Origin of the sequence: Paenibacillus sp. FSL E2-0178, assembly GCF_038593005.1 — a bacterium.
Lineage (GTDB): Bacteria > Bacillota > Bacilli > Paenibacillales > Paenibacillaceae > Paenibacillus_AQ > Paenibacillus_AQ phytohabitans.
Window position 1 is genome coordinate 3,158,750 of the sequence record NZ_CP151953.1, and the last position, 24,644, is coordinate 3,183,393.

Annotated in this window: 22 protein-coding genes and 1 pseudogene; 3 read left to right on the forward strand and 20 right to left on the reverse strand. The window is 49.0% G+C overall.

The window, feature by feature from the left end; all coding sequences use genetic code 11:
* Position 1 precedes the first annotated feature (1 nt).
* Together MHI42_RS13760 and cysT are read right to left on the reverse strand one after the other, a co-directional pair.
* Entirely contained in the window at positions 2–799 is a 798-nt protein-coding gene (locus MHI42_RS13760; RefSeq protein ID WP_042134367.1) for a sulfate ABC transporter permease subunit, read from the reverse strand.
* Positions 796–1,611: a sulfate ABC transporter permease subunit CysT gene (gene cysT / locus MHI42_RS13765; RefSeq protein ID WP_042134365.1), complete on the reverse strand. Its 816-nt coding sequence runs from the start codon at positions 1,609–1,611 to the stop codon at positions 796–798. The genes MHI42_RS13760 and cysT overlap by 4 nt, the downstream gene beginning before the upstream one ends.
* Positions 1,612–1,806: 195 nt before the next feature.
* Between cysT and MHI42_RS13770 the strand changes: the two genes are divergently transcribed.
* On the forward strand, positions 1,807–2,226 hold the full coding sequence (locus tag MHI42_RS13770; protein WP_342424156.1) for a secondary thiamine-phosphate synthase enzyme YjbQ: 420 nt from the start codon (positions 1,807–1,809) through the stop codon (positions 2,224–2,226).
* Positions 2,227–2,362: 136 nt separating this feature from the next.
* Here MHI42_RS13770 and MHI42_RS13775 read toward each other — a convergent pair whose 3' ends face one another.
* The 3 genes from MHI42_RS13775 to MHI42_RS13785 all read right to left on the reverse strand — a co-directional run bounded on the left by MHI42_RS13775 (position 2,363) and on the right by MHI42_RS13785 (position 5,066).
* The gene (locus MHI42_RS13775; protein WP_039296452.1) at positions 2,363–2,944 is read right to left on the reverse strand and encodes a TetR/AcrR family transcriptional regulator; all 582 of its coding nucleotides are present in this window, start codon (positions 2,942–2,944) and stop codon (positions 2,363–2,365) included.
* 4 nt (positions 2,945–2,948) lie between these two features.
* On the reverse strand, positions 2,949–3,581 hold the full coding sequence (locus tag MHI42_RS13780; protein ID WP_039296449.1) for a YigZ family protein: 633 nt from the start codon (positions 3,579–3,581) through the stop codon (positions 2,949–2,951).
* 129 nt (positions 3,582–3,710) lie between these two features.
* Positions 3,711–5,066 (reverse strand): glucose-6-phosphate isomerase, encoded by a 1,356-nt coding sequence (locus tag MHI42_RS13785; RefSeq protein ID WP_342424157.1) that lies wholly within the window; start codon positions 5,064–5,066, stop codon positions 3,711–3,713.
* Between the two features lie 263 nt (positions 5,067–5,329).
* Here MHI42_RS13785 and MHI42_RS13790 point away from each other — a divergent pair, with 263 nt between their 5' ends.
* On the forward strand, positions 5,330–6,232 hold the full coding sequence (locus MHI42_RS13790; protein ID WP_171717844.1) for an NAD(P)-dependent oxidoreductase: 903 nt from the start codon (positions 5,330–5,332) through the stop codon (positions 6,230–6,232).
* A 108-nt stretch (positions 6,233–6,340) separates the two neighbouring features.
* Here the strand turns inward: MHI42_RS13790 and MHI42_RS13795 are convergent.
* The 4 genes and pseudogenes from MHI42_RS13795 to tkt form a co-directional block, all read right to left on the reverse strand.
* Positions 6,341–6,466: pseudogene (locus MHI42_RS13795) on the reverse strand (alpha/beta hydrolase); the annotation flags it as partial.
* Between the two features lie 364 nt (positions 6,467–6,830).
* A complete protein-coding gene (locus MHI42_RS13800) occupies positions 6,831–8,201 on the reverse strand; it encodes a M14 family metallocarboxypeptidase (protein WP_342424741.1) in 1,371 nt (456 codons plus the stop codon).
* A 340-nt stretch (positions 8,202–8,541) separates the two neighbouring features.
* On the reverse strand, positions 8,542–8,859 hold the full coding sequence (locus tag MHI42_RS13805) for a pyrimidine/purine nucleoside phosphorylase (RefSeq protein WP_171717842.1): 318 nt from the start codon (positions 8,857–8,859) through the stop codon (positions 8,542–8,544).
* Between the two features lie 34 nt (positions 8,860–8,893).
* The gene (tkt, locus tag MHI42_RS13810; protein ID WP_342424158.1) at positions 8,894–10,945 is read right to left on the reverse strand and encodes a transketolase; all 2,052 of its coding nucleotides are present in this window, start codon (positions 10,943–10,945) and stop codon (positions 8,894–8,896) included.
* Positions 10,946–11,263: 318 nt separating this feature from the next.
* Between tkt and MHI42_RS13815 the strand changes: the two genes are divergently transcribed.
* Positions 11,264–11,908, forward strand: coding sequence for a hypothetical protein (locus tag MHI42_RS13815; RefSeq protein ID WP_042134351.1), 645 nt, complete (start codon positions 11,264–11,266; stop codon positions 11,906–11,908).
* 81 nt (positions 11,909–11,989) lie between these two features.
* On the opposite strand, the gene MHI42_RS13820 is transcribed toward MHI42_RS13815, so the two are convergent.
* The 11 genes from MHI42_RS13820 to MHI42_RS13870 form a co-directional block, all read right to left on the reverse strand.
* Positions 11,990–15,046, reverse strand: a complete 3,057-nt coding sequence (locus MHI42_RS13820) for a hypothetical protein (protein ID WP_342424159.1) — start codon at positions 15,044–15,046, stop codon at positions 11,990–11,992.
* Positions 15,047–15,748: 702 nt separating this feature from the next.
* Complete coding sequence (locus MHI42_RS13825) at positions 15,749–18,010, reverse strand: hypothetical protein (RefSeq protein WP_342424160.1); 2,262 nt, start codon at positions 18,008–18,010, stop codon at positions 15,749–15,751.
* 9 nt (positions 18,011–18,019) lie between these two features.
* A complete protein-coding gene (locus MHI42_RS13830; RefSeq protein WP_342424161.1) occupies positions 18,020–18,649 on the reverse strand; it encodes a hypothetical protein in 630 nt (209 codons plus the stop codon).
* A gap of 57 nt (positions 18,650–18,706) precedes the next feature.
* Positions 18,707–19,204 (reverse strand): hypothetical protein, encoded by a 498-nt coding sequence (locus MHI42_RS13835; RefSeq protein ID WP_342424162.1) that lies wholly within the window; start codon positions 19,202–19,204, stop codon positions 18,707–18,709.
* 20 nt (positions 19,205–19,224) lie between these two features.
* Entirely contained in the window at positions 19,225–19,605 is a 381-nt protein-coding gene (locus tag MHI42_RS13840; RefSeq protein ID WP_171717836.1) for a hypothetical protein, read from the reverse strand.
* A 15-nt stretch (positions 19,606–19,620) separates the two neighbouring features.
* Positions 19,621–19,764 (reverse strand): hypothetical protein, encoded by a 144-nt coding sequence (locus tag MHI42_RS13845; RefSeq protein ID WP_342424163.1) that lies wholly within the window; start codon positions 19,762–19,764, stop codon positions 19,621–19,623.
* Positions 19,765–19,769: 5 nt separating this feature from the next.
* Positions 19,770–19,979, reverse strand: a complete 210-nt coding sequence (locus tag MHI42_RS13850) for a hypothetical protein (protein WP_042134342.1) — start codon at positions 19,977–19,979, stop codon at positions 19,770–19,772.
* Positions 19,980–20,040: 61 nt separating this feature from the next.
* Positions 20,041–20,910, reverse strand: coding sequence for a hypothetical protein (locus tag MHI42_RS13855; protein WP_342424164.1), 870 nt, complete (start codon positions 20,908–20,910; stop codon positions 20,041–20,043).
* 11 nt (positions 20,911–20,921) lie between these two features.
* Positions 20,922–21,971: a hypothetical protein gene (locus MHI42_RS13860; protein ID WP_171717833.1), complete on the reverse strand. Its 1,050-nt coding sequence runs from the start codon at positions 21,969–21,971 to the stop codon at positions 20,922–20,924.
* A gap of 11 nt (positions 21,972–21,982) precedes the next feature.
* Entirely contained in the window at positions 21,983–23,557 is a 1,575-nt protein-coding gene (locus tag MHI42_RS13865; protein WP_342424165.1) for an ATPase, T2SS/T4P/T4SS family, read from the reverse strand.
* Positions 23,554–24,618 carry a hypothetical protein gene (locus tag MHI42_RS13870; RefSeq protein ID WP_342424166.1) on the reverse strand — a complete coding sequence of 355 codons (1,065 nt, stop codon included), beginning with the start codon at positions 24,616–24,618 and terminating at the stop codon, positions 23,554–23,556. The genes MHI42_RS13865 and MHI42_RS13870 overlap by 4 nt, the downstream gene beginning before the upstream one ends.
* Between the last annotated feature and the right edge of the window lie 26 nt (positions 24,619–24,644).

A 24,644-nucleotide genomic window follows, 5' to 3' on the forward strand; every position in this document is an offset into this window, starting at 1 on the left:
ACTAGTGCACACCCTTTCTTCTCTTGCTCCATTCCATCAACAGCAGCAGACCCGCGGAGAATGCGGCCAGCACCAGCGCTATACCGCCCGCAGCCGTAACATTGAAATTCTCGACATCCTGATAGACCAGCGTGGTCGCGGTCTGCGTTTTGTTCATAATATTGCCAGATACAACGAGCACCGCACCGAATTCACCCAGCGAACGGGCCACCGTCAGAATCACCCCATAGATCACGGCCCAGCGGATCGAAGGCCAGGTTACTTTCCAGAAGGTCGTCCAGCCATATGCACCAAGCGTCGAAGCTGCTTCCTCCTGCTGAGAGCCAATCTCCTGCAGCACCGGCATCACCTCACGCACCATCAGCGGGAAGGTCACGAACAATGTGGCAATGACCATTCCGGGAAAAGCATACACAATCTTCACTCCGATTTGTTCAAACAGCGCACCCAGCGCACTGTCCGGCCCCAGCAGCAGGACGATCATCAGACCGCCTATCACCGGCGATACCGCATAAGGCAGGTCAACGATGCTGTTCAGCAGGCTTTTCAGGCGCCGTCCCAGCCAGTTCGCCCGCACCAGATACAAAGCCATCATGATGCCAAACAGCGTATTCAGCAGCGTGACTACGACCACCACGAATCCGGTCATCATCAGCGCGTGCAGCGCCTCCGGCCGGGTCAGGGCATTCCAGAAGCCGCCCCAGCCTTCGCTGAAGGCACCGATCGTCATTTTACCCAGCGGCGCGGCAATCAGCAGGAAGAATACAAGATACGTCAGTGTAATCCAGAGTCTTCTCATGATCTTCTCCCCCGCATCTGCAGCAGACTAATCAGCCAGAGAATAAGAAAGGACAAGGTCAGGAGAATGATGGAGACCGCTGCGGCCCCCACCGGATTATCACTCTCAACTTCGCCGAAAATAAATACCGAAGACACCAGCGTCCGCCCCGGAATATTGCCCGCCACCAGCACAACCGCTCCGAATTCAGCGAGCGCCCGGGAGAAGGCCAGCATCCCCCCGCCAATCATACCCGGTGACATCGACGGCAGAATGACCTGCAGGAAGACCCGGCTGGGCTTAGCCCCCATCGTATACGCCGCCTCTTCTTCAGAAGCGTCCAGCTCCTCCAGCAGCGGCTGCACCGCCCGGATCACGAAGGGAAAAGTGACGAAGACCATGGCAATCACAATCGCCGGCTGGTGAAAAACAATCTCGAACCCCAGCGACTCCGCCAGACCGCCGATTAGGCTCCCTGGACCCAGCAGCAGAAGGATCATTAGGCCTCCAACGGCAGTAGGCAGGGCAAACGGGAGATCAACCAGGCTGTTCAGCAGCGCTTTGCCGGGAAATTTATAGCGTATAAGCACCCAGGCAATCATCGTCCCCAGCAGCACATTAATGAGTGTGGCGATAACCGCCAGCTTAAGCGTCAGTAAAACCGACTTCCAGGCAATCGGATCCATAATACTCTCGACAAAACTGCCAATACCGAGCGAGAATGAATTGTAATAGACACCGAGTATCGGCAGCACGATCAGCACCACAAAATAAAGTAAAATAGTTGTACGGAATCCCCAGGTCCAGCCTTTGTGTCTAATCAACGAATTCAATGGTTAAGCCTCCCACCTCCGGCTATCCGGTCGGTATACTCGTCTTTAAAGCTGTAATTATTCCTATTAATATACTTGGTTTAAAGTTATCACTACTTTACCAAAGACCGCTTGCTGCCGTCAATTACTTTCGTAGCTTTTGGGTTAAAGTATATATAACATTCATTTTGCCTATGTAAGAGAGGGGAGTTCATTATGCTTCATACTATGGAGATCAGCACCAGCAAACGGGATGAGTTACGGGATATCACCCGCGAGGTCCAAGCTTATGTGAAGAAAAGCGCAGTGCGAAGCGGAATTATTGTAGTGTATTGTCCGCACACCACAGCGGGGATTGCGATCAACGAGAACGCCGACCCGGATGTGAAACATGATGTGCTGATGCGCCTGGATGAAGTCTATCCGTGGGAACATCCGAAATACCGCCACGCCGAGGGCAATACCGCTTCCCATCTGAAGTCAATCACAGCAGGCCCTTCCCAAACCATTATTATTCATGATGGAGCCTTGCTGCTGGGCCGCTGGCAGGGGATCTATTTCTGTGAGTTCGACGGTCCAAGACACCGGCAGTATTATCTGAAAATCATCGGGGGGGTAGTCCGTTATTCCCTATAAAAGGTTATAGAAAAGCAGCTTCGCCGGTTCCTGCGGAGCTGCTCTCTATATTATTTATAGCTTCTATAACACTTTCACCAATCAATGTTATACCAATGCAACGCTCTAAAGTGCGGATTGCTAAAAAAAACAGCTATTATAAACTGCGGCTTAGTACTTTGACATGAGTAAGTGCGGCTTGCTTCACATCTTCGAACAGCACCTTATCTTGAATATAATAGGAGATAAATCCGTGAGCAGACAAGAACAGGGTCAGCGGCACACTTTGCCAGTCTTCCGACACATATCCCTCTTCCTTCATATGACGGCGGACAATACCTGCAAACAACTCGAAACATCGGCCCTGTTCAGCTCTACAATAAGCAAGCAGCTCTTCATCGCGGATCATGAACATGATCTCATACTGGTACGGATGATCCAGCCCGAAACGGATGAACTCCATGATCAGCTGTTCAACACGGGTCATTCCCTCTTCAGGGGGCATGCTCATTGCCTGATTCAGCAGTGTGGCCACATGATTGAAATCCTCGACTACGATTGCGTAGAATAATTCAGCCTTCTCTTTGAAGTGATAATAGAGAGAACCGTGACTATAACCCAGATGCTGGCCGATGCTGCGCATCGAAATGGCCCGGTACCCTTTGGTTATAAAAAGATGCCTCGCCGCCTCCAATATCCTTTCCCTCGACAATTCCTGCTCCACTGCTCTTCTTGCCATAAATTTATTCCCCTTCGCTGTAGTAAAGCCGCCGCCCTTCCGTAACCTGGGCCTGCGCCCCGGTAAGATCGGTTATCCATGCGATAAATGCGTCACCTTCATCATTGCGCGGAAGACATAGCAGCGTAACTTTATCCGTAAATAAAGTTTCACCAGTCTGGATGCCTCTGCCCCGCAGCGCGTTCTCCACCTTGCCCAGCCAGGTGTATTCGATTTCCACGAACACCTCCCGCCTCAGTACACGGGTGATTACCTCTCCGGCTTCCAGTGCCAGCACTGCGCCGTCTGTATAGGCCCGAATCAGTCCGCCTGCGCCCAGCATAATGCCTCCGAAATAACGGGTAACTACAATAGCGACATTTTTAACCTTTTGGCTGCGGATTACTTCCAAAATCGGCTTCCCGGCCGTTCCACTCGGTTCACCGTCATCCGACTGTCTTTGGATCTCATCCCTCTCACCAATCATATAAGCAGAACAGTTATGTGTAGCGTTCCAGTGCTGCTTCTTGATGTCTTCAATGAATTGCACGGCTTCTTCTTCGCTCTCCACCGGCATTACATGTCCGATGAAGCGTGATTTACGGATTACGACTTCCCGTGAACCGGGAGCACGTACCGTCCGGTATTGTTCCAGCATTTGTTGTCCATTCCTTAATATACATATGATAACTTGATATATATTAGGAGCAGCCCCCGGTAATGGTTACCTATGGACTGCTCCCTGATGACTTACATTAGTATGAATGATCTGCGCGTATGGTTACAACTACTCAGTAAGTCTGGCTTCCAGCTCTGCCTTTTCTTTCTCGTAGCCCGGTTTACCCAGCAATGCGAACATATTCTTCTTGTAAGCTTCAACGCCCGGCTGATCGAACGGATTCACACCCAGCAGGTATCCGCTGATGCCGCAGGCTTTCTCGAAGAAGTACACCAGATAGCCGAAAGTATAAGGCGTCTGGTCAGGAATAGTGACGATCAGGTTCGGCACTTGGCCGTCTGTGTGCGCCAGCATGGTTCCCTGGAAGGCCTTCTTGTTCACGAAGTCCATCGTCTTGCCTGTCAGGAAGTTCAGTCCGTCCAGATCATCAGGATCAGACTCGATCGATACATGGTGCTGTACCTGTTCTACCTGGATAACCGTTTCAAAGATATTGCGGTTACCTTCTTGAATGAACTGACCCATGGAGTGCAGGTCTGTCGAGAAGTCAACGGAGGAAGGATAAATCCCTTTGTAATCCTTGCCTTCGCTTTCTCCGTAGAGCTGTTTCCACCATTCAGATACAAAGTGCAGGGACGGCTCGTAGTTCACGAGGATTTCCGTAGTCTTGCCTTTGCGGTAAAGTGCGTTACGTACTGCGGCATATTGATAGCTCTGGTTCGTAGCTACATCCGGATTGTTGAACTCATCGGCTGCAGCTGCGGCCCCTTGCATCATTTCTTCAATGTTGATTCCGGCTACAGCGATTGGCAGAAGACCTACCGGTGTCAGTACGGAATAACGTCCGCCTACATCATCAGGAATAATGAACGACTCGTAGCCTTCTTCATTAGCCAGCTTCTTGAGTGCGCCCTTCTCCTTGTCTGTAGTTGCGTAGATACGTTTGCGGGCTTCTTCCTTGCCGTATTTCTTCTCCAGTGCTGCACGGAAGATTCGGAAGGCAATAGCCGGTTCAGTAGTCGTACCCGATTTGGAAATTACGTTCACGGAGAAGTCTTTGCCTTCTACCAGATCAAGCAAATGAGTGATGTAGGTAGAGCTGATGTTGTTGCCGGCAAAATAAACTTCCGGAGTCTTGCGCTTGTCCTTGGACAGGTTATTGTAGAACGAATGCGAAAGCGCCTCAATAGCTGCGCGTGCTCCCAGGTAAGATCCGCCGATACCGATAACGATCATTACATCGGAATCACTTTGAATTTTCTTAGCAGCCTGCTGAATACGGCCGAATTCTTCCTTGTCGTACGCTGTAGGGAGATCAATCCAGCCCAGGTAATCCGAGCCGGCTCCGCTCTTGTTATGCAGCTGTTCGTGGGCCAGTTTCACCGGAGCGGCGAAATAGTCAATCTCAGTCTGGCTGAAGAAGGAAAGGGCTTTGGTGTAGTCAAAATTAATCTTCTTGGACATCGGTAATGGTAGCCTCCTGTTTATCTCTTTAGATTTGACACCGTTTGTTGCAACATTATTATCTAGGATACTTTAATTTGCCTTGACTGGCAAGGTCTTAAGGCATATCCCCGGCTTTGGAACCATGTTTATGAAAATTCCATGGAAGCGTTTACTGGCCGGAACCGGAAACCTGTTCTGTGGAACATGCCAGGACCTTCTGATAGAATGTAGACAAACTTAGTTTCTATATTATGATCTCAAAGAGCAAAGGTGGAAATGAAATGAAACAGATCGGCTTTATCGGACTCGGAACGATGGGAGCGCCTATGGCGTCTAACCTGCTGCGCAGCGGCTTTGAGGTTACGGTGTACAACCGCACAGCAGAGAAATGCAGACCTCTGGAGCAGGAAGGCGCGAAGGTTGCTGCATCTCCGCAAGCTGCGGCAGAAGGCAAGAATGTTATTATCACCATGATCAGCAATGATGATTCGATCCGGGAAGTATTCTACGGTGATAACGGTATTCTGGCTACCCTTCAGCCGGGAACCACCGTTGTGGATTCCAGCACCATCTCGCCCGGCCTAGCGAAGGAAATTGCCGCAGCCGTGGAAGAACGGGGCGGCAGCTTCCTTGATGCTCCGGTAACGGGCAGCAAACCTGCGGCCATCGAAGGCACCCTCGTCTTCATGGTTGGCGGCAGCGCCTCAGTGATTGAAGAGCACCGTGATATCTTCGACTCCATGGGCAGACTGCTGCTGCATATGGGTGCTAACGGCAGCGGTGCCGTAGCCAAGCTCGCTCACAATGCCATGGTCGGCATTCATAATGTCGCACTCGCCGAAGGCTTCTCCATCGCCGTGAAATCAGGTGTTCCCGCAGATAAGTTCCTCGAGCTGGTGAAGAACGGATCGGCAGGCAGCAAGCAGGCTGAGCTGAAGGGACAGAAGATTATTGATAATGATTTCAGCAACCAGTTCTCCCTTGCCCTGATGCTCAAGGATCTCAAGCTGGCCTCCTCGCTCAGCGATTCCACCGGCGTACCTTCCCCTATGCTTGGTGTCGCCAAGAGTATGTTCCAGGCGGGCTTCAATCACGGCTACGGGGATGAAGACCTGTCTGCTGTGGTGAAATCCTACGAAGACTGGATCGGCCAGAAGATCGGGGCCAAGGCTGACCAGGAATAGTAAACTTATATTCAATTAACAATTACCGCAGGCGCAGCCGGGATTTAGGCTGCGCCTTTTAGTTGCAGTCCTATACAACACATTTTGTTAATTGCCACCACTGCCGTGAAATAGAGGTTCCATACCTGCTGCCATCACCCGGTGATCCGGACCGTTACCGTGAATGATCAGCAATGGCTTGCCCGTCCCGGCTTCCTCATAGTTGAAGCTTATGTAACTATCTGAGTACAGCATATAAATCCCACTCCCCTGAACACCCGTACACACCCATTTGCAAACATACGTTCTTATATAATGGTAACAAATTTCCGGTTATATGGCAAGCATTAACATATGAATATACGCTTACTATTTCACACCAAAAAGCCCCGCTAATTAGCGGAGCTTATGTAAATACACAATTATAAATGCTAATTCGTTGCCTGCAGGATGTAGTCTTCTTAGTCTTAGTAGCGCTATACACATAAATGTTGTATTCCCGGCAGGATTTCAAAAAAGTTACCTGAGCTCTGCCACAATAAGCGGCTGTTCGAGAGAATTCTGTGACAACAGCTGCCCCTCGGAAGGCTAAATATCACAGTGAAGATCATATCACTGTTTAAAGAGTACCCGCAGCAGTCTCCGGCTGTTCTTCTCCGGTTATCCCGGCACCTGTTGCCGGATCCTGCACTATCTCCTCTTCGGGCCAGGTAATCGTTGCCTTACGCCCGTCAATCCACAGGTTCCCGCCCGGCGTCAAAGCCAGCAGCCAGGTCCCCCATCTTCCCGATACCGGGACTGTCTGCGGATCGAGAAAGGTTACTTTCGGCGAGTATGCATCCGGATATTGATAAGCAGGTATACGTTCGCTCCATCCGGCATTTGCCGTAATCTCCTCGATGATGGCCAGCTTCCCGGGGGACGGATGAATCCATCCCAGTCCTTCCGTTGCCTGAACCTGATACCAGTCACCCTTCCTGGCAATGACTTGAAGCTGCTGCGGCTGCAGAGGGATCCCTCCGCCAGAAGCCCCTATCTTCGTATAAAGCTCCGTGCCCACCAGCAGGCTCATGGATTGCTGCTGATACTCCGCCTTCTGCTTATTCAGCCACAAGGAATAGGACTGTCCTGCAGAATACAATCCAACCACCTTGTTCTCAGACCAGATGCCGCTGAACTGTTGTAACGGAACATTGCTCTCCCCTGCATAGCTTGCAATTTCAATCGTGAATCCTGGACGGCCGTATTCCTGGATGAACCAATCCTTATATCCGCCGCCCGAAGGATTCTTCTCAGGAGCGACCAGAGAATATCCGGTCAGATTGGCAAGCGATCTGGCCATGGCTTTGTCACGGTTCACATTGCTGCCGGGCGTATTGAAGTGCCAAAATATGATCTCACCCGAGCTGTGATAAGAAATCGTCACTTCCGGATCAATCCTTTGCGTGAAATCCATCATCATCTGCACTTCAGGAGCTTCCCCCGGCATCTTCCCCTTATAATTCTGATACCATGGATAAGAACCTGCATTCTTAATGCTGTTCCAGTTCGCCGGATACTGGCGGTTAAGGTCAATTCCCTGCATATTTGCTTTCCAGCGGGTAAAATTGCTGCTGTTCCCGTTATACTTACGCAGCATCTGGGCCAATTCAGCCGGCAGTCCTGTCGTCCCTTGCTGGGACAAGGCAACCCCATCCGGATTGACCATCGGCACTATCCAAATGCTGACTTCATTCAGTAACCTGCGTACGTTATAGCCGCCTATCGTCTCATTATTATCGTAAGCCTGGGCGTAAGTGTCGGTCATTTTCATCAATAAACTGCTGGTCATCCATTCTCTGGCATGATGGGAACCGTTAAGAAACAGCGCAGAATCTCCACGCCCCAGCTTCACAGCCCACAGCTGACGTCCATATGGGGTCTTCCCCAAAGATTCGGAGGATACCAGGTCGGGGTATTCCGCTACTAATCTCTCAATATCCCTTTGCATAAGGGTATAGGAATAGACCTGATTGGGATTCACTATATTTGCCGCTGCATAGATTGTCCCTGAAGGTACAAATATCAGTAGCGATAATAGACAACTGAACAATAATAGCGCAACCTTATGTATTTCCTTGCAAAAGCCTGACTTGCTCACATCCCCATCTCCTCTATCTTTTTACTAGCAGAAGCGCCAGTTGGCAAATTGATAGTGGAAGTATATGAGAATGTATCTATTTCGTCAATAATGGATTAAATATATTCTTCTTTTGTCGAATAGTGGAATAAAAAAAGAAGCACCCCGGAAGCAAGGGCTCCGGAATACTTCTTCATTTCGGTCCTTCGAATTACACAATCGGGTAAGAACAGCAATAATCAGTTAATGCGAAGACTTCCAGCGCAAACTTGGAGTTGCCGGGAACATGGAACGTTTCTGTTCCGTCGATGTCTTTCCACACGTCAGTACCGGGAAGCAGTACTTTAAGATTGCCGGAGAGGATTTCCATCGTCTCTGGACCTTCTGTGCCGAATTCATACACTCCAGGCAGCATAATGCCGAGTGTCACCTTAGTACCGTCCTCTAAAGTAACTGTACGGCTGGTAACTTTTCCGTCGTAATAGATGTTCGCTGCTTTTTGAATTGTTGCGCCCGTAAACTGACTCATATGCTTATTCTCCCCTTTATGGTTAATCCGTCTATTATAGCAGGGCTTTCACGCGGCTGACTACATTTTCGACGGTGAAGCCATACTCTCTGATTACTGTGTCGCCAGGGGCGGAAGCGCCGAAGGTAGTGATACCCAGAATGTCGCCTTGATCGCCTGTATAACGTTCCCAGCCGAAGGTTTGCGCCATTTCAATCGCCAGACGGGCTTTCACTTCAGGCAGAATTACGGAATCACGGTAAGCCTTGTCCTGTTTCTCGAACAGATCCCAGCTCGGCAAGCTGATTACACGGACATCAATGCCTTCTTCGGCAAGAGCAGCCTGAGCCTTAACAGCCAGTTGTACTTCAGAGCCTGTAGCAATGATCTGTGCCTGTGGGGTACCGTTCTTGGAATCAGATACTACATAGCCGCCGCGTTTGATGTTATCGCGAACGCCGTCCACAGTTCCTGGCAGGATCGGCAGGTTCTGACGGGTCAGCACCAGCGCCACCGGATTGGCTGTGTTCTCCATAGCATAAGCCCAAGCTGCCGAAGTTTCGTTGCCGTCAGCCGGACGAAGCACGGTAAGGCCTGGAATGATACGCAGGGACGCAAGCTGTTCAATCGGCTCATGGGTAGGACCGTCTTCACCGACAGCGATACTGTCATGTGTAAGCACGTAGGTTACCGGCAGCTTCATGATGGATGCCAGACGGACAGCCGGACGCAGGTAATCTGTGAATACGAAGAACGTACCGCCGAATACTTTGAGCCCGCTGTGCAGTGCAATCCCGTTCATGGCCGCAGCCATACCGAATTCGCGGACGCCGAAATAGATATTGCGGCCGTCATACGATTCAGAAGTGAACTGGGACAGACCGTTCAAGTGAGTCATTGTCGAGCTCTCAAGGTCAGCAGAACCCCCAACCAGCTGCGGGATACCGGCAGTCAAACCGTTCAGCGCATTACCGGAAGCAACACGGGTGGATACTGCTTTGTCTTCTGCTTTGTAGAATGGCAGATTAGCATCCCAACCTGCTGGAAGCTCACCGCTGAGTGCAGTTTCGAGCTGTGCAGCAAGCTCAGGATAAGCTTTCTTGTAGGCTGCAAACTTCTCATCCCATGCTTTGTTAGCCGCGATTCCTTTGGCCTTCACTTCAGCAAAGCTGGCGCGCACTTCGTCCGGTACAAAGAAATCTTCTTCATATACCCATTTGTAGAAGTCCTTCGTAAGCTTCGCTTCATCAGCACCCAGCGGGGAGCCGTGAGTTCCGCCATGGCCGCCTTTACCTTGTTTGTTCGGGCTGCCGTAGCCGATAACGGTCTTCACTTCGATCAATGTTGGTTTGCTGCTGTCTGCTTGAGCTTCGGCAAGAGCCTTACCGAGTGCAGGAAGATCGTTGCCGTCTTCTACGCGCAGAACCTGCCAGCCGTAAGCTTCGAAACGTTTGGCCACATTCTCGGAGAACGCGAGGTTCAGCTTGCCGTCGAGGGAAATATCATTGGAATCATACATTACAATCAGTTTGCCCAGCTTCAAATGGCCGGCAAGCGAAGCGGACTCGGAAGAGATCCCTTCCATCAAGTCGCCATCGCCACAGATCGCATATGTGTAATGGTCGATTACATTATGTTCGTCTTTATTATAAGTAGCACCCAGCTGCGCTTCAGCCATCGCCATACCTACAGCCATACCGATACCTTGTCCAAGCGGACCGGTTGTCGCGTCTACACCTGCAGTGTGGCCGAACTCCGGATGTCCCGGTGTCAAGCTGCCCCATTGGCGGAACTGCTTCAATTCTTCCATCGGCAGATCATAGCCGCTCAGGTGCAGCAAGCTGTAGAGCAGCATGGAGCCATGTCCGGCGGATAATACAAAACGGTCACGGTTGACCCAAGTCGGGTGATCCGGGTTATGATTCATCGTCTTGGCGAACAGCTGGTATCCCATAGGTGCGGAACCCATCGGCATGCCGGGATGTCCGGAATTCGCTTTTTCAATCGCATCAATAGCAAGTGTACGGATCGTAGTGATGGCCAGGTTGTCCACCGTTGAGTTTTCTTCTTTATGAATGGCTTGATCTTTTTTTGCTTGTTCAGTCATTAAAATAATCCTCCTCAAATCAAGAATGTCATTTTGACTATTATTGTATCACGTAAGTGGAAGCATTTCCAATTGTTTTTGCTACAGCTTATAGTTAGCGGCTTTTGCCGGGTCTATGCACTCTACCGCCAGCTTTACAGAGTTTCAGGAGGGTTTGGGAGGATGCAAGCCGCGGATGGAGGGACTTAGCCTTAAGTCTAGTTTCTATCTAAGACTAAAGTTTGTTTTACAAAGCTGATTTATACAGTAAGATGGAAGTACCTCAGCAATATTTTTTACCGGATTATCCATTACTTCCAGCAGAAAGGGATTTCGAAGATGACTGCAAATAGAGATATCTATGTTGTGCTTACCGGAACGGGTACGGCCTTCAGCGGAATTATTAAATGGTTCACCAAAGCAGAGCTGAATCATGCTTCGATCGCCTTTGACAGTGAACTGCGCGAGGTCTACAGCTTCGGGAGAAAAAGAGTGCACAATCCGTTTATCGCCGGACTGATCCACGAGAACTTTATCCATCCGTTCTACAGCAGTGCAGACTGTGCCATCTATCAGCTTAGAGTCAGTGCCGAAGAGTATGACACCATGTACAACCATGTCCAAGGTATGATGCAGAATCAGGAGCGCTATAAATATCATCTGCTCGGCCTGGTGGGTGTGCTGCTGAATATCCGGATCGACAGGGAGGATGCTTTTTTCTGCTCACAATTTGTAGCCTCTGTATTTGAAGAAACGGCCGTGCATCCGGTGGCCAAGCCCTCCTGCTTCGTAACTCCGGAGGATTTCGCCTCGTCCCTGTGTGCCCACAAGATATTCAGCGGCAAACTTTCCTATTATATGCGCCGTAATAATCGTGTGGCTCTCCTTACGTCCAGCTTACATACCACCAGTTCACCCGTTCCGGGGGCGGTTGCCGCACGAATGCTCCGCTTAAACGAAGAACGGACTGAGGGGATCGTCTGAACGATCACCCTCCGCCCGTAGGATGCTGCGTGATATGAACACATAAGAACAAGATACCGGTAACTGAGTGACTAAGTTCCGCTATTTTACGCGATGACTCTGGTAGTATTCTGACCAATCCCCCAGGATGGTTACCGTAACCGAATCGACCTTGGTGGTGAATTCATTAGTGGCGGTAAAAGTGAACGTAACCGGACCATCCGGCAGCTGTTCAAACGACGGGTCTGCCAATTCGCCTGTCCACTTGGTCTTGTCACTTCCGGTCGGACTCAGCTGCGCTGAATACCCTCCGCTCATTGTAACCTGAACGGTATCCGGCAATCCGGTTGCCGTACCCTGCAGCACGAATTTCTCGCCCGCCCAATAAACAGTATACCCCCGCGGACTCTCCGCATTCCCGCTTTTATTCAAATTGTAAGCCTGACGGTTGCTGTTCCACTCCTCTGTGTGCTGGACAGCCCCCTTAATGCTGAGCAGATTGACCATCATATATTTGCGCGGAGACACACTGCTCCAGCCGAACCCGTCATACCCCTCAACTTCCACAGCATATTTCTCATTCTCAGCAAGCGTGCCGGAAGGAACCTTCCACTGTTTAGCGCCGGATACCTGTTCACCGGACTGGGCCTTTACCGCCCCGCTTGCCAGATTAATAATACGTACTTTGAAGCGCTGCTGCACATCGCCGTCTTCATCCTGATAATCCCACTGAATCACAGGGGTGAGTGTGCTAACAATTGTAGGATTAGCTGCGCTTGTGCTCGTTGGATATGTGATGGTGACTTGCGGCAGCCGGTTCACAACCGTAATATTCTGCGACAGCTCGCGGTATAGTCCCAGGCTGTCCATAACGACTTGCCGAAGCGTAAAGATTCCGTTTGAGGTGAACTGCTTGGTGAAGCTCTCCTGTACGCTGGCCAGCCCTTCCGTCCCGCTTGAAGGCTTCAGGAAATATTGGTGTTTAATACTGTCGCCCTTCGGGATATCCGCATCGGTTGCAGTGCTGGTGATCTGCAGTACATCCGTCCGGTAAATGGGTACCGCTGCTGCATTGCGGCCCGTATCCGTCATCAGGGTAAAACCGGCATGCGGCGGATTATCGATGATGAAGGCTTTTTCATTGGAGACTTCTGACCAGGAGCCTTTTGAATAAGCCCGGGCGTATAGGCTGAAGACCGCGAACCGTTCAAAGGTGGGATTAGGCACCTTATACTGCCGCAAGCCGCCGGTAGAATCTGTATTCTCGACTGTTTTGGCCAACTGTCCATCTGCCGCGAAGAACTCCAGCCGGTATTTCTCCTGCGGATCGTTCTCCGGGTCACTGTAGTTCCACCCAATGAGAGGATCGCCCTGCAGCTCTGCATCCAAAACTGTTGGATTTGTAACTGTACCTGCCGGAGCAGTAAGCGTGGTAGCTGGAGCCTGATTTTCTATGACATCAATCTTCAGCTTAGCCACATTTGACTTTGCACCGATTTGATCCACTACCCAATGCTCTATGGTGTAGGACCCGGTGTCCGGGAAGTCTATATTTATATTGGCTGTGCGGTACATTGTTGTGGTTCCATCGCTACCGGTTATTTTCCAGTAATACTGCAAACTACCGGCATCGGATGAATCTTCATCAACATCAATGCCATAGTAGGTTTTGTTATCGTATTGGTATACAACCGTTGGTCCACTAATCTCAGCCGTTGGAATATGATTCTTGACCGTAAACAAACGGGTGGCATTCGAACTCAGCGATCCATCCGATGCTGTAAGCCGCATTTCCCAGCCATCAGAGATGGCCTGCTGCTGTGATATCCCATAGTTTGCAATTAAATCACGGACCGTTATCACTGGACTCCGATTACCGCTGGTATAATAATAGCCGGAGTTATTAATCCGTGCGTTCCAGCCATAACTCAGTCCGTCCCCGTCCTCGTCCGGATCGGGTGTCAAATTTTCCAGCGGAATTACCGTATCCCGGTACACTTCAGATGGCATATAGAACGCAGCTGCAGGTGGATGATTCATGACCTGCACGGTTTGGCTGTAGGGTTCTGACCAAAGCCCCCGATTATCATGGACCTGTAAGGTTAATTGATATGTCCCCACTCCATAAGCAGCAATATTCGGAGGTGTAGCCGCCCCGCCCCAATGGCTCCATACCTGCTGCCAACCGTCCTTAACCACCGTCCAGCTATACACATCAAGCGGATCGTTATCCGGGTCAAAAGATTTATCGGTAACCGTCGTGGCTTTACGGTAAGAAACGATATTCGGCTCTACCGTAAATAGCGCAACCGGAGGAAGGTTGCCGGCACTGCCTACGGTCCGCACACACCAATCACTCCAGACCCCTGCTCCGTTTTCTCCGTCCACGTCACGCACCCGCAGCCGGATATCATATTGCTCAGATATCGGCAGCTGGGCAGGCGGTTGCCCGTCCATCCACATTTCGGATTCGTTTTTTTTATATTGCCATTGCCAATCCATCAAGCCCTTGTTATACGCCTTGATATGATCAAGATCGTAGGAACTATCCGTAATTTGCAGCCATCCCCCCGTTAGCTTCGCACTAAACAGAGCAATCGGCTTCCGGTGTACATGAAACGTCATGGATGATAAATTATCGCGGCTCCATAGCCGGTAATCATCGAACAGATTATCATTCTTCGGATTATCCCGAGCCTGGAAGGTGGCCGTATACACCCCGCTGTAGGGGAACGACTGGTATTGGGAATTCCGCCATAGCCCACTGTCCCCAATCATCCCCATCGAATTGTCAAAAAAGTTCGGGTCGTGATCATACCGGTACCTGTCTTGATATTTCGGGTCCCCTTCATAATCTGTGTAGGATGTCGAAATGTCTACAGGTGTATTGATTAAGATAAAAGACTTATTCCTTAACCTATAGGACACATTTACATTTAGCGTCCTCTCGTCTTTAAAGTTGTAGGGATCTACGACTTTGACAGTGATCGTATGCCGTCCAGGAGGTATCCCGTCTGCCAAAACGTCTATGGGTATAGAGAATGGTTTATTATATAATGCCTGCGGAATGGTTACTTTCTTGTAGAAAACATTCGGGATCTCCGCACTGACCACCACATCGTTATTGTCCACATCGCGTACATATCCTTCAATGTTCATCCCGCTGAAGCCCTGCTCGTTGATTAGCTGTTGTTCGCTCGGAGTCGTTACGGTTAGACTTGGAGCTGAATTGATAATTAGGGGTACATTATAAATATACCTGTAGGCTATATTAGACCAGCCATTGATAGGAGTGTTAAACCAATGATTGTCTCTCGACCATACTGTAATATCTACTTTGGTTGGAGGTTCTAGATCCCACAGTTGACTCCATCCTTGCGCAGGTGTACCCGATAGACTCAATGTATTAGAAGTTTGAGTAGCCGGAAACTCACTTACCGTCCATTCGTCTTGCTTGACTGTTGAGCTCCTTGTAGGTGAAGTAAATCCTGTACTAATACTCACAAATCTGGTTCTCCAGAAGTCAGAATACCAATCTAGATTAGATGATTTCATTACAATGGGTGCATCCAAAAAAATATCATACTCAAACTTCCGAGTTATCAGGTCAAATCGGACATTTTTAAGAGTAAAACCTGGCACCTCAAGAATTACATCTCCGATCCCCCCCATAGAGGGTTCCCATTTACTTATCTGAGTAAATGCCTCAACACGGATATCAATATAGTTGATCACATTGGGATCACCCGCTGCCTCTACCCGTGCTTTTTCCGAAAAAGCTTCAGGATAGGTTAGAAGCAGTAAAACAGCAGCCATAAAAATAGAGAGTGCTTTTTTAAAATTCTGCATGCTCTTTCCTTTCTACCATGACCAATCCACATCTGGCGCCTGATTTTTAACCTTAAAGATTCGTTCAATAGCATTTTGTGTGATGTCTGAGTTGATCGATTGGCGATCATCCTGGGTAACAAATTCATCTATGGTCGGCTGCCCAAATTCTTCGAACACGGTAAGCCGTACCAGGTACTGTCCAACATCCCGCACTTTAAGATTGAGATGATCTAAATTCTCGTTACTAAAGATGACCCAGCTCTCATCTGCGAAATTACCGTTGTTATTCGAATCGTAGCGATATTCCCATAGCCTCCGGTCCACAATATCTTTATCGGGAGAATAGGACATGTCATCGATGGAGATGGTCGCCTGATTACCATCTGCAGGATTACGATACGCAGAACCAGGAAGTGTGAAGTAAGCAAAGGGCTTCTCATCCGGTACAATATCAAACGACACTTCGCTGCTCGCAGACAGCCCCAGGGTATTCTCGACATAGATTGTTGCTTTATATCTGCCGGGCTTTTTAAACAGTACATCTTTACTTGGCACGCCATTCAGCGACCCGCTGTATTTTATGTCTGCATTAGTCCCCCCAGAAACGGCAGTGATGGTGATTTTAGTTTTAGAATCTACCAACGGGTAATGTGTAGGACTGCTGCTATAACTGCGAATAATGACCTTCCGGTTCTGTTTCAAGGTTCCTTCAGCATAAATGGACGCATTCGGGACCGGCTCAATGACCGTAATTTCAGTACTGGTGCTCCCGGCCATCGAATCATCATCCAAAACCGTAAGTGCCAGCGACTGCTCACCTAAGTGCTCTTTATCGTACCAAAGGGTTCCCCGCGGCCGATCCGTCAATTCCCCTTCAGCATTAGGAGTGTCCCAATAATAGCTTTTGATAAAGCCATCCAGATCGTAGGAGCCTGCGCCACTGGCTTCAAATTCTTGTCCTGCCTTAATCGTCTTTGGCGCTGAAATAAGAGCAATCGGTGGCTTCAGCTCTCGCGGAGGATTCGGAGGAGTAGTTGGCCCTGGATAATCACCGCCTGGTGGAATTGGAGTTGTATACACTCCGGCTTTAACGTTATAGGACTCCTTCAATGAAGTGATGGTCCCCGTTTTGGTTATAACGGGTTTCTTGAACCTCACGACTACACTTAATTCGTATTCCTGTGTGATACCAGGCGCCTTCACTTTTGATTTTAAAACAGTAAAATCAATCTTTTTTGCAGACGTAAGGGTTTTGGAATAATCCTTTAGCGTTTTCAGCGTGCTGTCATTGCCTTTTTCTTTGGCATAAAATACCCATTCCTCGATGTTAGACGAATCTTTATATGCCAACAGCTCCCCTTTTAGGTTAATTTGTACCGGCACGTCCTTATCCTCGAACTTTGCCGGATTGGGTGAGGGCTTTTCGAGGATTGCTGCGCCGGTTAGAGTTGGTTCATCGGGGAGGTTGTAGTCGAAGGTGACTAGGCCGCCGTAGCTGTAGGTGGTGACGTTGGCGTTTGCTTCGTAATAATAAGTAACCCTTGCAAAATATTTCCTGCCTTCGGCTTTACCTGATAATCCGTCATCCGGTTCTTTTTCCCATGGAGTACTATTGGGAATATAATAGTTTATAATAACTCTTCCATTCTTAAATGTCGGCTCCCCTTCAGTATATGGGGAATGTGTTGATATTATTGGTTTTATAGTTGATGAAATAATATCTTTCGAATCAATAACCTCTGTTTTAGAACCATTGTACCATTTGAGATACAGCTGATCTTGTAAAGGACCAGCTGTTACTAGTGTAGTTGGAGGATTTTGTGATGGATAACCATCGGCTGCATGTACATCTTTTGTTTTCATTCGATCATTACGCTCATCATATTCGTTAATTTGCCAGCGTCTTCCATCGGAATATAACCATATTGAATTATATATTTTGGTGGCGTACATTTCTCCAAAAGAAGCCTGATATCCTTTTACTTTTTCAAGCACTTTTTTATTTTCCGACCCTCTTAAAGTTATTTTGATTTTCCCATTCTCTATAGTAGTATTTCCAATAGTCTGATTATTGCCAGTATATTTAAGTGTATTTTGCACTATAGTGGAACTGGTAACACCACTGGGCAAGTCCAAATAAAAACTTTTCGCACTGTTATCTGATCCTGCCAAACCTGTAGTAATGGGGACAGCGACGGAACCTGATTTTGCTCCTGCGGCCTGAGCATAATAATTCGGTAAGTTTGCTGTTAGTAAAATAATAATAAGAATCAAACCAGTGAATTTTCTCATATCCCCCCCTTACAGTTCTTTCACTACATATTTTTCACTGAATTGACCATTAAAGAACAAACGAATAACGAAATAGTCAAAAGTCGTTCCATCGTACATATAAGCCTGATAGGTTGTTAATTGTTCACCAGGTTTTAGCAGCAACTTATTAAGAGCCATTTTGTCATTCGTCTTCTCAATCCTAGACCAATTTGTCACAGGTTCAAGTGTAGTGAACGTTTTAAATTTCAATCTCCAAAAATCATCGGTTGTATTATCCACTACCTTCTTACTATTATTTTTGACTGTAATTTTCGTCCAAACAAAATATGTAGGCTTTGAAATAAGCCCGGATTCTTCGCCATATTTATATGTTTTCCTCAAATTGATTGCATCTTTAGAATTAAAATCATAAATCATAATCTTCTCCAGCGTATAACTAAGTCCGCCAGCCTCAACTGTTACCGGAAGCTCCACATCTTTCACTAATCCGTACTTCGAAAGATTATCTCTCATAATCGGAGCCGCCGTCGGCTTTGCAGCTGTTGCACTGGCAGGCCCAACTTGACCTACAATTCCACCGGCTAACAATGCTGTTGCCAGTAAGGCTTTCACAGCTGTTCTCCCCATCATTGTTTTGCTGAGCATCGTCTTTTTCATAATCGAACTCTCCCTTATTTGTAGTAGTTGGGTCAGGACCTGCCGAAGCTAATATGGCTAATGATTCAGCTTATACTCTTGAACCGCCGGCACGGTAATTGCTTCTTGTACTTTGTTTCTGGAGATCAGGACCGGATGCTCTGTTTCAATAACTGCGATGACCGAAGGTCCTTGTATGTATTTGGTGATGCCGTAAGCAGGGTCTTCATAGAGCATGGGAAACGTATTATCCGTCGCTTCATCCACAATGTCGAACTTGACGATCTTCACTTGAGCCTGGAGCCGGCTCCCCGCTAAGGGGGATAAGCCGTCGTCCAGTCCCAGATTACTTTGCAGCGTTTGGCGGAAGGTCTCATACGCCGCAGATGGGTCAATAATCAACCTACCTTGTGCCCGCGCTGCTTCGTTCAACTCCTGTGATGCATCGTGAACCGCCATATTGTTGGCATCCTTGAGCATACTGCGCATGATGTCCCACTCCTGATTCTGAATTTGAAAAAACCAGGAGTAGATAAAGATCAGCAGGACAAATGCCAGCTTAATAATATAATCCATTGTTCAGCTTCATCCCTTAGTTAATCGAGATATTCACTCATGATCGAGCCGTGCCCATAATAACGTGTCGGCTGGGAGACGCCGGAGAAATTGTAGGGAAACAGGTTTACCCTTGGCGCTGTTACATACACATCTATCCGCTGCTTGCGCTCAAGAATCATTTCCGTACTACTAGTAATTTCAATAGAGTTCTCCGGAAAACCGACAGCCTTCAGGTTCGAGATGACCTCGCCTCTCATAGAGGCTGTAACCATTCCTTCGGTTGCGGCCTTTTGTGTGATATAAGATGTATTAGCTTTGACCTGCAAATCCAGCAGATAATCAATATACGTAAAAATCGGCTGCAGGATAATGAACAGCACCAGCCACATAAACAATGCCCGGAGGACGGTTGCCTTCAAGCGCAGCGCCTCCTTTTAATACTGTTCAACTGCTTTGACATGGGTAATGATATCATCCTGGCTGCCGCCGATAATGCTTGTTGCCCCGGCGATAAAAACCCCTGCAATCACAAAGCCAATAGCCAGAAACAGTGCGACGGAAATCGAGTCCTTCTTCATCTCCGTTAAACCAAAGGAGGAACGATGGTATACGTTACTGCTGCTTCCCCCGAGCCTGACGGCTCAACCAGGCTAACCGCCGGAATGACCGGTCTGTTATCATCTGCATCGTCGATTACGTCCCGTACGACAGGAATCAGTATTGCGATTACGATAGCCACACACAGAAATCCGATAGCGATAAATAAACCAGTAGAAATAGCGTCCTTTTTCATTGTTAATATCTCCCTTTTTATTTTATATTTTTAAGTGCTGTTTGAATATACAAAAATTCACTCATTGAAACATCCCCACACCGCTAAAATTGCCCTTAATCAGCATAATGTACTGCATAGCCAGACATACAATCATCAGGAAGGTAGCGATAGACGGAATTACATTAATGATGGTCGATACATCGCCGATGAAGGACCATTTCTTCAGATATTGGTCGCTCGATATTTTGGTGATAATCTTGCCCTGCTCCCTTAAATAATTCGCTGCTTCATGATCATCATCCATGCCCTCCGTCGCCAGCAGAATCGAACGGATATCATTAATGAAAGCGTGATTCTCGGGAAATTTGCCGCAAAACCATTCAATCGCCCGTTCGGTTCCCTCATCTACCGCCCTTTCCGAGAGCTCATATAGATCCTGACGGATATAATTGAAGTGGCTGGCTGTCCCTGCACAAAAGGCTCCAAACTCCACATACCCGCGCTTGCGCAACCGGTTATTCTCATAGAGACGGATGAAGGAAATCAGCTCCCCGTCTTTTTGAATAAGTGTCTTCTGATGCAGCCAGACCAGCAGCCAGCCAAGCGGCAGAACCCGCTGCGGACTGGTAATCAGGAGAATAAGCGCAGCAATAAGCGGATCATAAATAGACAAAGACTCTGAACGTACGAAGGCACCTGCCGTCTGAACCAGCAGATAAATCAGAGCCGCCGAGTACCGGAACAGTGTGATTTTGGCTGCTGATATGGGCAGACCGCTCTGATTCAGCAAGTGCTGCAGCCGTTCATTCTGCACCCGTTCCCCGAAGGCCTTCCACTTCACGCCGAGCCGGAGCACATAACGTTCCTGACGGCTGCTGCTGCTGACAAAAACCAATAGAGCGAGATACACAATACCTGTTACAGCTATCAAAAGTAGTAATCTATCCATTATTCATCACCTTAGTGGTAGTCCAGCTTGGGCCTGGCGAGGATGGTACTGATCATGAACGAGATGAACATTCCCGCAATGATGACCATCATAAATGTAAGGCCGACGGTAGTCTCAAACTGCAGTTTGAAATAGACGTCTGGCTTCAGCATGTACATAAATGTTCCAACCGAAGAAACCAGTACAACCAGATTCCCGTACAGTCCCAGGCTAATCGCATCCCTGCTGCTTGCTTTGACCGTCAGAATCGTCTCCCGTTGCTGCTCCATGGAGCGGTTAAGCATCATGAGCGAGCTTTTGAGATAACGTGTGCCTTCCTTCTCGCAATAGAGCAGATCCGATACGAATTCTACGGCAAAGGTCGTTCCGATCGCTCCGGCAAAACGCCCCGCCTCCTCATTCAGCTCGCGTTCATTGCTGTAATTGGCAAACGCCGCTCCAAGCAGCTTCAAGGGAGTCTTCAGCACATTATCCCCGGCCAGCAAATCACTGGTTCTCGACAGAATGGAATCCGCAGATAAATGAGTGAATTTGGTGGCGATTTTGATCACATCGAGCAGATCGTAGCTCCCCCGCACTTTCCTTTGAGCATAGGTATACCTCATCCGTAAGTATGGAATGCTTGCCGAGAGAACTGCCAGAAACAGCGGGAGCCGCCAAGCGTCCTGCACAGCTGTACCGTCATTTAACACAATCCCCTCCAGGAAAGGATTATTAAAGCTCATATGTCCCGGCAACTCCCGCAGAGTCAGCAGACCCGATAGAAACACCCCCGTGAACAGCATGCCTGAACGGGTGACAAAACGCATAACACTGATTCCCGGCTCATACCTCTTATGGGCAAAATACAGCAAATCATCCAGATGGCGGTATAGCCACATTCTTTTATTAATCATGCTTACCTTTTTGCCGAACAGACTCATCCTCAGGTTCATCCGGAAATCCATCTTTTGTCCCCACTGCGATAAATGCCGCTCAATAAGCGGCTTCACCAATAGCCACAATCCGCCCGCGGCCAGTAAATGAAAGACAAACTGGATGATATAGTACAGCAGCGCCACAGGCTCCCCCCTCATTCGTTCAAAACAATCCTGGATTTCAAGCTTTCCTTCAGCGGGTCTACCATCGGTTTCTGGGCGGCGAGATGCCCAAGCTCCTGCAGCATAATCCGCGTGGCCCGCGCATTCTTCTTCTTCATCTTCAGCATCAGTCCCGGCGTCAGCTTGTCATTGTAGCTCCAGGCCGACTGCTCCGGCTCCCAGCGCATCAGATCATTAGCGAATACCGAGTTGCTGGCTTCCTCATAAAAAACCTCGGAAATCCGCGCGAGCCGCTTCTTCCCATCGGGCACACTTTCCAGAATAAATACCAGCTCACAGGATTTCAGCGCTGAGATTAAATGCCCCTTCAGGCTGCCGCCAATCCGTGTAGATACGGCAAATGCACCCTGGTAAGGAATATCCTCCGAATCCACCGTATGAAAGGTTCCGGTAATGCCGTCATAGCCCTTCTCGCCGCTCCACAGATAGAATTCCCATTCGTTATAACGCATCTCCGTCATATAGAGAATGTTCGGGTCATGCCGCAGCGATTCCACGCCGACCTCCATCAGCTCCTCATTGGATGCCTGGATTGGAATGATTCGGTGGCCCTTGATCTGATATGGCAGAATTGACTCCGGATGCTTCTCAATCATCACCACACCCATGCAGGAGGAGGAACCGAGCAGCTGCTCACCGACAATTGTATTGGCAAAAGTGGTTTTGCCCGAGCCTACGGCACCCGCAATAATCGTATTTCGAAACGTACCCGTAAGCGCACGGATCAGTTCAATCGCCTCCGCAGGGATGCATTCTGTGCCGGCCTGATCATCCAGATCCAGGAATTCGACGACCTGGCGGCGCAGCGATATGGTGGTGAAGCCTTCCCAGACCCGTGGCGACACCCAGATGGCTAACCGGATGAACCGGCCTGGCCAGAGGGGATCATCCATTTTGAATTCCACCGAAGGGTTATCCTTGTTCAGCTTTTTGTTAGGATCGCTTTTCAAAAGGGATCGCTTGAGCTGCTCTACACGATCCAGCGAAGGCATCTCATACGGATAAGCTACAAACCTGCCCTGGTGGTTATAGAAAATTTGCCGTCCGATCATCTGCAGACCGGTTGATTCACTATAAGCCCGGTCTGTGAACCAGCGGTAAGCGGGTCCGAACCCTTTCCATTCATGAAACAGCGCTTCAGCGGCTGTACGGTAAGCTTCCGGCACCTTGCCCGTAAACGGGGTACGGCGCAAATATTTCTCGATCTCGTTCATGAAAAAGCTGACTGCCTGCGGATCACCAATCAACGCCTTGGCATTTAGCTCGAAATAGCTGTCATCCTCACGCTCCAGTCCGGCGTTCATTTCACTTTTCATTTTTTGCAGAAAGCCGTAGAAGTCTTCCTTGCCGGGTTTGCTGGTACGGAGCACGCTCTGCTTCAGTGAGAAAAGCCGTATGGCCTCTGTCTCCTTTGCTAATCCAGGCAGTGCCTGTCCGCTCCCGTCCTCCTCTTCCTGCCGCCTTCCATGCTCAGGGTCAAGCGGAGTCCATCTTGATGGAATTCGCCCCTGCTTCAGCGGCCAAGCTTCATCCGGATACTCAATCATTGAAATATTCCCTTCTTTCGGACTTCCAAGGCCAGACCCAGCGAGACCAGCAGCGCGTGAACCTTATCGTCTACATGCTGAAGTTCTTTTTTGCCGAGCGGCAGGCTCTCCAGAAAAGGCTGGTAATACGGAAGCTCCAGCAGGATCTCACTGCCAAAGCGCAGCGCCAGATTCTTGGAAGAGGTCAGCTCCTCCACATTGCTGCGGTTAATGATCCACTGGAAATCCTGCGGATGCAGATCCATATGCCCGGCCAGCTCCATCAGAGGCTGCAGTCTGTATTCATGACGGGGATGAGTTACAATCATCCGCAGCACCGATTTCTGCATGCCCACATACCAGGCGGCACTTTCCGGAATCGACCCGAAATCAGCCACCACTACATCGGCATTGTCACTTGCTCTGGCCAGCAAATACTCGATCTCCTCCTCCTGATAGTCCTGAGCGCTTAAATAATCAAAGTTGCCCGGCAGGTACGAATATCCTTCCTGCTTCACAAACCCGGCAAAGTCCTCATCGTGAAGCATTTTGCCGGTAATCCGCGGCCGCAGCCTGTCCAGACTGACTGCTGTCTTACGGTCATAACCCGGATCGTACAGATCAAGACCCAGCACGATCACCCGCAGCCCCGAAGCCGCAATCCGTCTGGCGAACAGCTTAGCTGCACTTGTACAGCCAATGCCCGGCCCGGACCCGAAGAATCCGATCAGATTTCCCCGCTCTGACTGCTCATCCTCAAGCATGTAGCGAAGCTTATCGATAATGGCCGATGAGGTCGAACGCGGAGGCATGAAGAAGATTCCCAGGCTTTCACATTGCATATGAATAGCCTGATACCCCCTCACTCCTTTTTGCAGATAAACATATAAAATGTTGGAATCCGGATAACTCCGGCGCAGCCCGCTGAGTTCGGATACCGGTACCTGCTCGCTTGTCACCATCAGCAAATGTCCTCCGGCCTGCGCCGGCTCTGGCAGCACGCTTTGGGCAATGACCGTAAATCCGGCAAGCTTTATTTCATTAATTGTCAGCTGATCCATACCCAGACTGAATATTTTCAAGCTCGTCCTTCCTCCCTTCTGCTCTA

Bases quoted from the DNA above. Each gene is read 5' to 3' on its own strand.
- MHI42_RS13835 (WP_342424162.1), bottom strand. From the start codon at position 19,204: ATGGATTATATTATTAAGCTGGCATTTGTCCTGCTGATCTTTATCTAC.
- MHI42_RS13855 (WP_342424164.1), bottom strand. From the start codon at position 20,910: ATGGATAGATTACTACTTTTGATAGCTGTAACAGGTATTGTGTATCTC.
- MHI42_RS13825 (WP_342424160.1), bottom strand. From the start codon at position 18,010: ATGAGAAAATTCACTGGTTTGATTCTTATTATTATTTTACTAACAGCA.
- tkt (WP_342424158.1), bottom strand. From the start codon at position 10,945: ATGACTGAACAAGCAAAAAAAGATCAAGCCATTCATAAAGAAGAAAAC.
- MHI42_RS13845 (WP_342424163.1), bottom strand. From the start codon at position 19,764: ATGAAGAAGGACTCGATTTCCGTCGCACTGTTTCTGGCTATTGGCTTT.
- MHI42_RS13865 (WP_342424165.1), bottom strand. From the start codon at position 23,557: ATGATTGAGTATCCGGATGAAGCTTGGCCGCTGAAGCAGGGGCGAATT.
- MHI42_RS13805 (WP_171717842.1), bottom strand. From the start codon at position 8,859: ATGAGTCAGTTTACGGGCGCAACAATTCAAAAAGCAGCGAACATCTAT.
- MHI42_RS13785 (WP_342424157.1), bottom strand. From the start codon at position 5,066: ATGTCCAAGAAGATTAATTTTGACTACACCAAAGCCCTTTCCTTCTTC.
- MHI42_RS13770 (WP_342424156.1), top strand. From the start codon at position 1,807: ATGCTTCATACTATGGAGATCAGCACCAGCAAACGGGATGAGTTACGG.
- MHI42_RS13790 (WP_171717844.1), top strand. From the start codon at position 5,330: ATGAAACAGATCGGCTTTATCGGACTCGGAACGATGGGAGCGCCTATG.
- MHI42_RS13850 (WP_042134342.1), bottom strand. From the start codon at position 19,979: ATGAAAAAGGACGCTATTTCTACTGGTTTATTTATCGCTATCGGATTT.
- MHI42_RS13780 (WP_039296449.1), bottom strand. From the start codon at position 3,581: ATGCTGGAACAATACCGGACGGTACGTGCTCCCGGTTCACGGGAAGTC.
- MHI42_RS13760 (WP_042134367.1), bottom strand. From the start codon at position 799: ATGAGAAGACTCTGGATTACACTGACGTATCTTGTATTCTTCCTGCTG.
- MHI42_RS13820 (WP_342424159.1), bottom strand. From the start codon at position 15,046: ATGAACATTGAAGGATATGTACGCGATGTGGACAATAACGATGTGGTG.
- MHI42_RS13830 (WP_342424161.1), bottom strand. From the start codon at position 18,649: ATGAAAAAGACGATGCTCAGCAAAACAATGATGGGGAGAACAGCTGTG.
- MHI42_RS13800 (WP_342424741.1), bottom strand. From the start codon at position 8,201: ATGCAAAGGGATATTGAGAGATTAGTAGCGGAATACCCCGACCTGGTA.
- MHI42_RS13815 (WP_042134351.1), top strand. From the start codon at position 11,264: ATGACTGCAAATAGAGATATCTATGTTGTGCTTACCGGAACGGGTACG.
- MHI42_RS13775 (WP_039296452.1), bottom strand. From the start codon at position 2,944: ATGGCAAGAAGAGCAGTGGAGCAGGAATTGTCGAGGGAAAGGATATTG.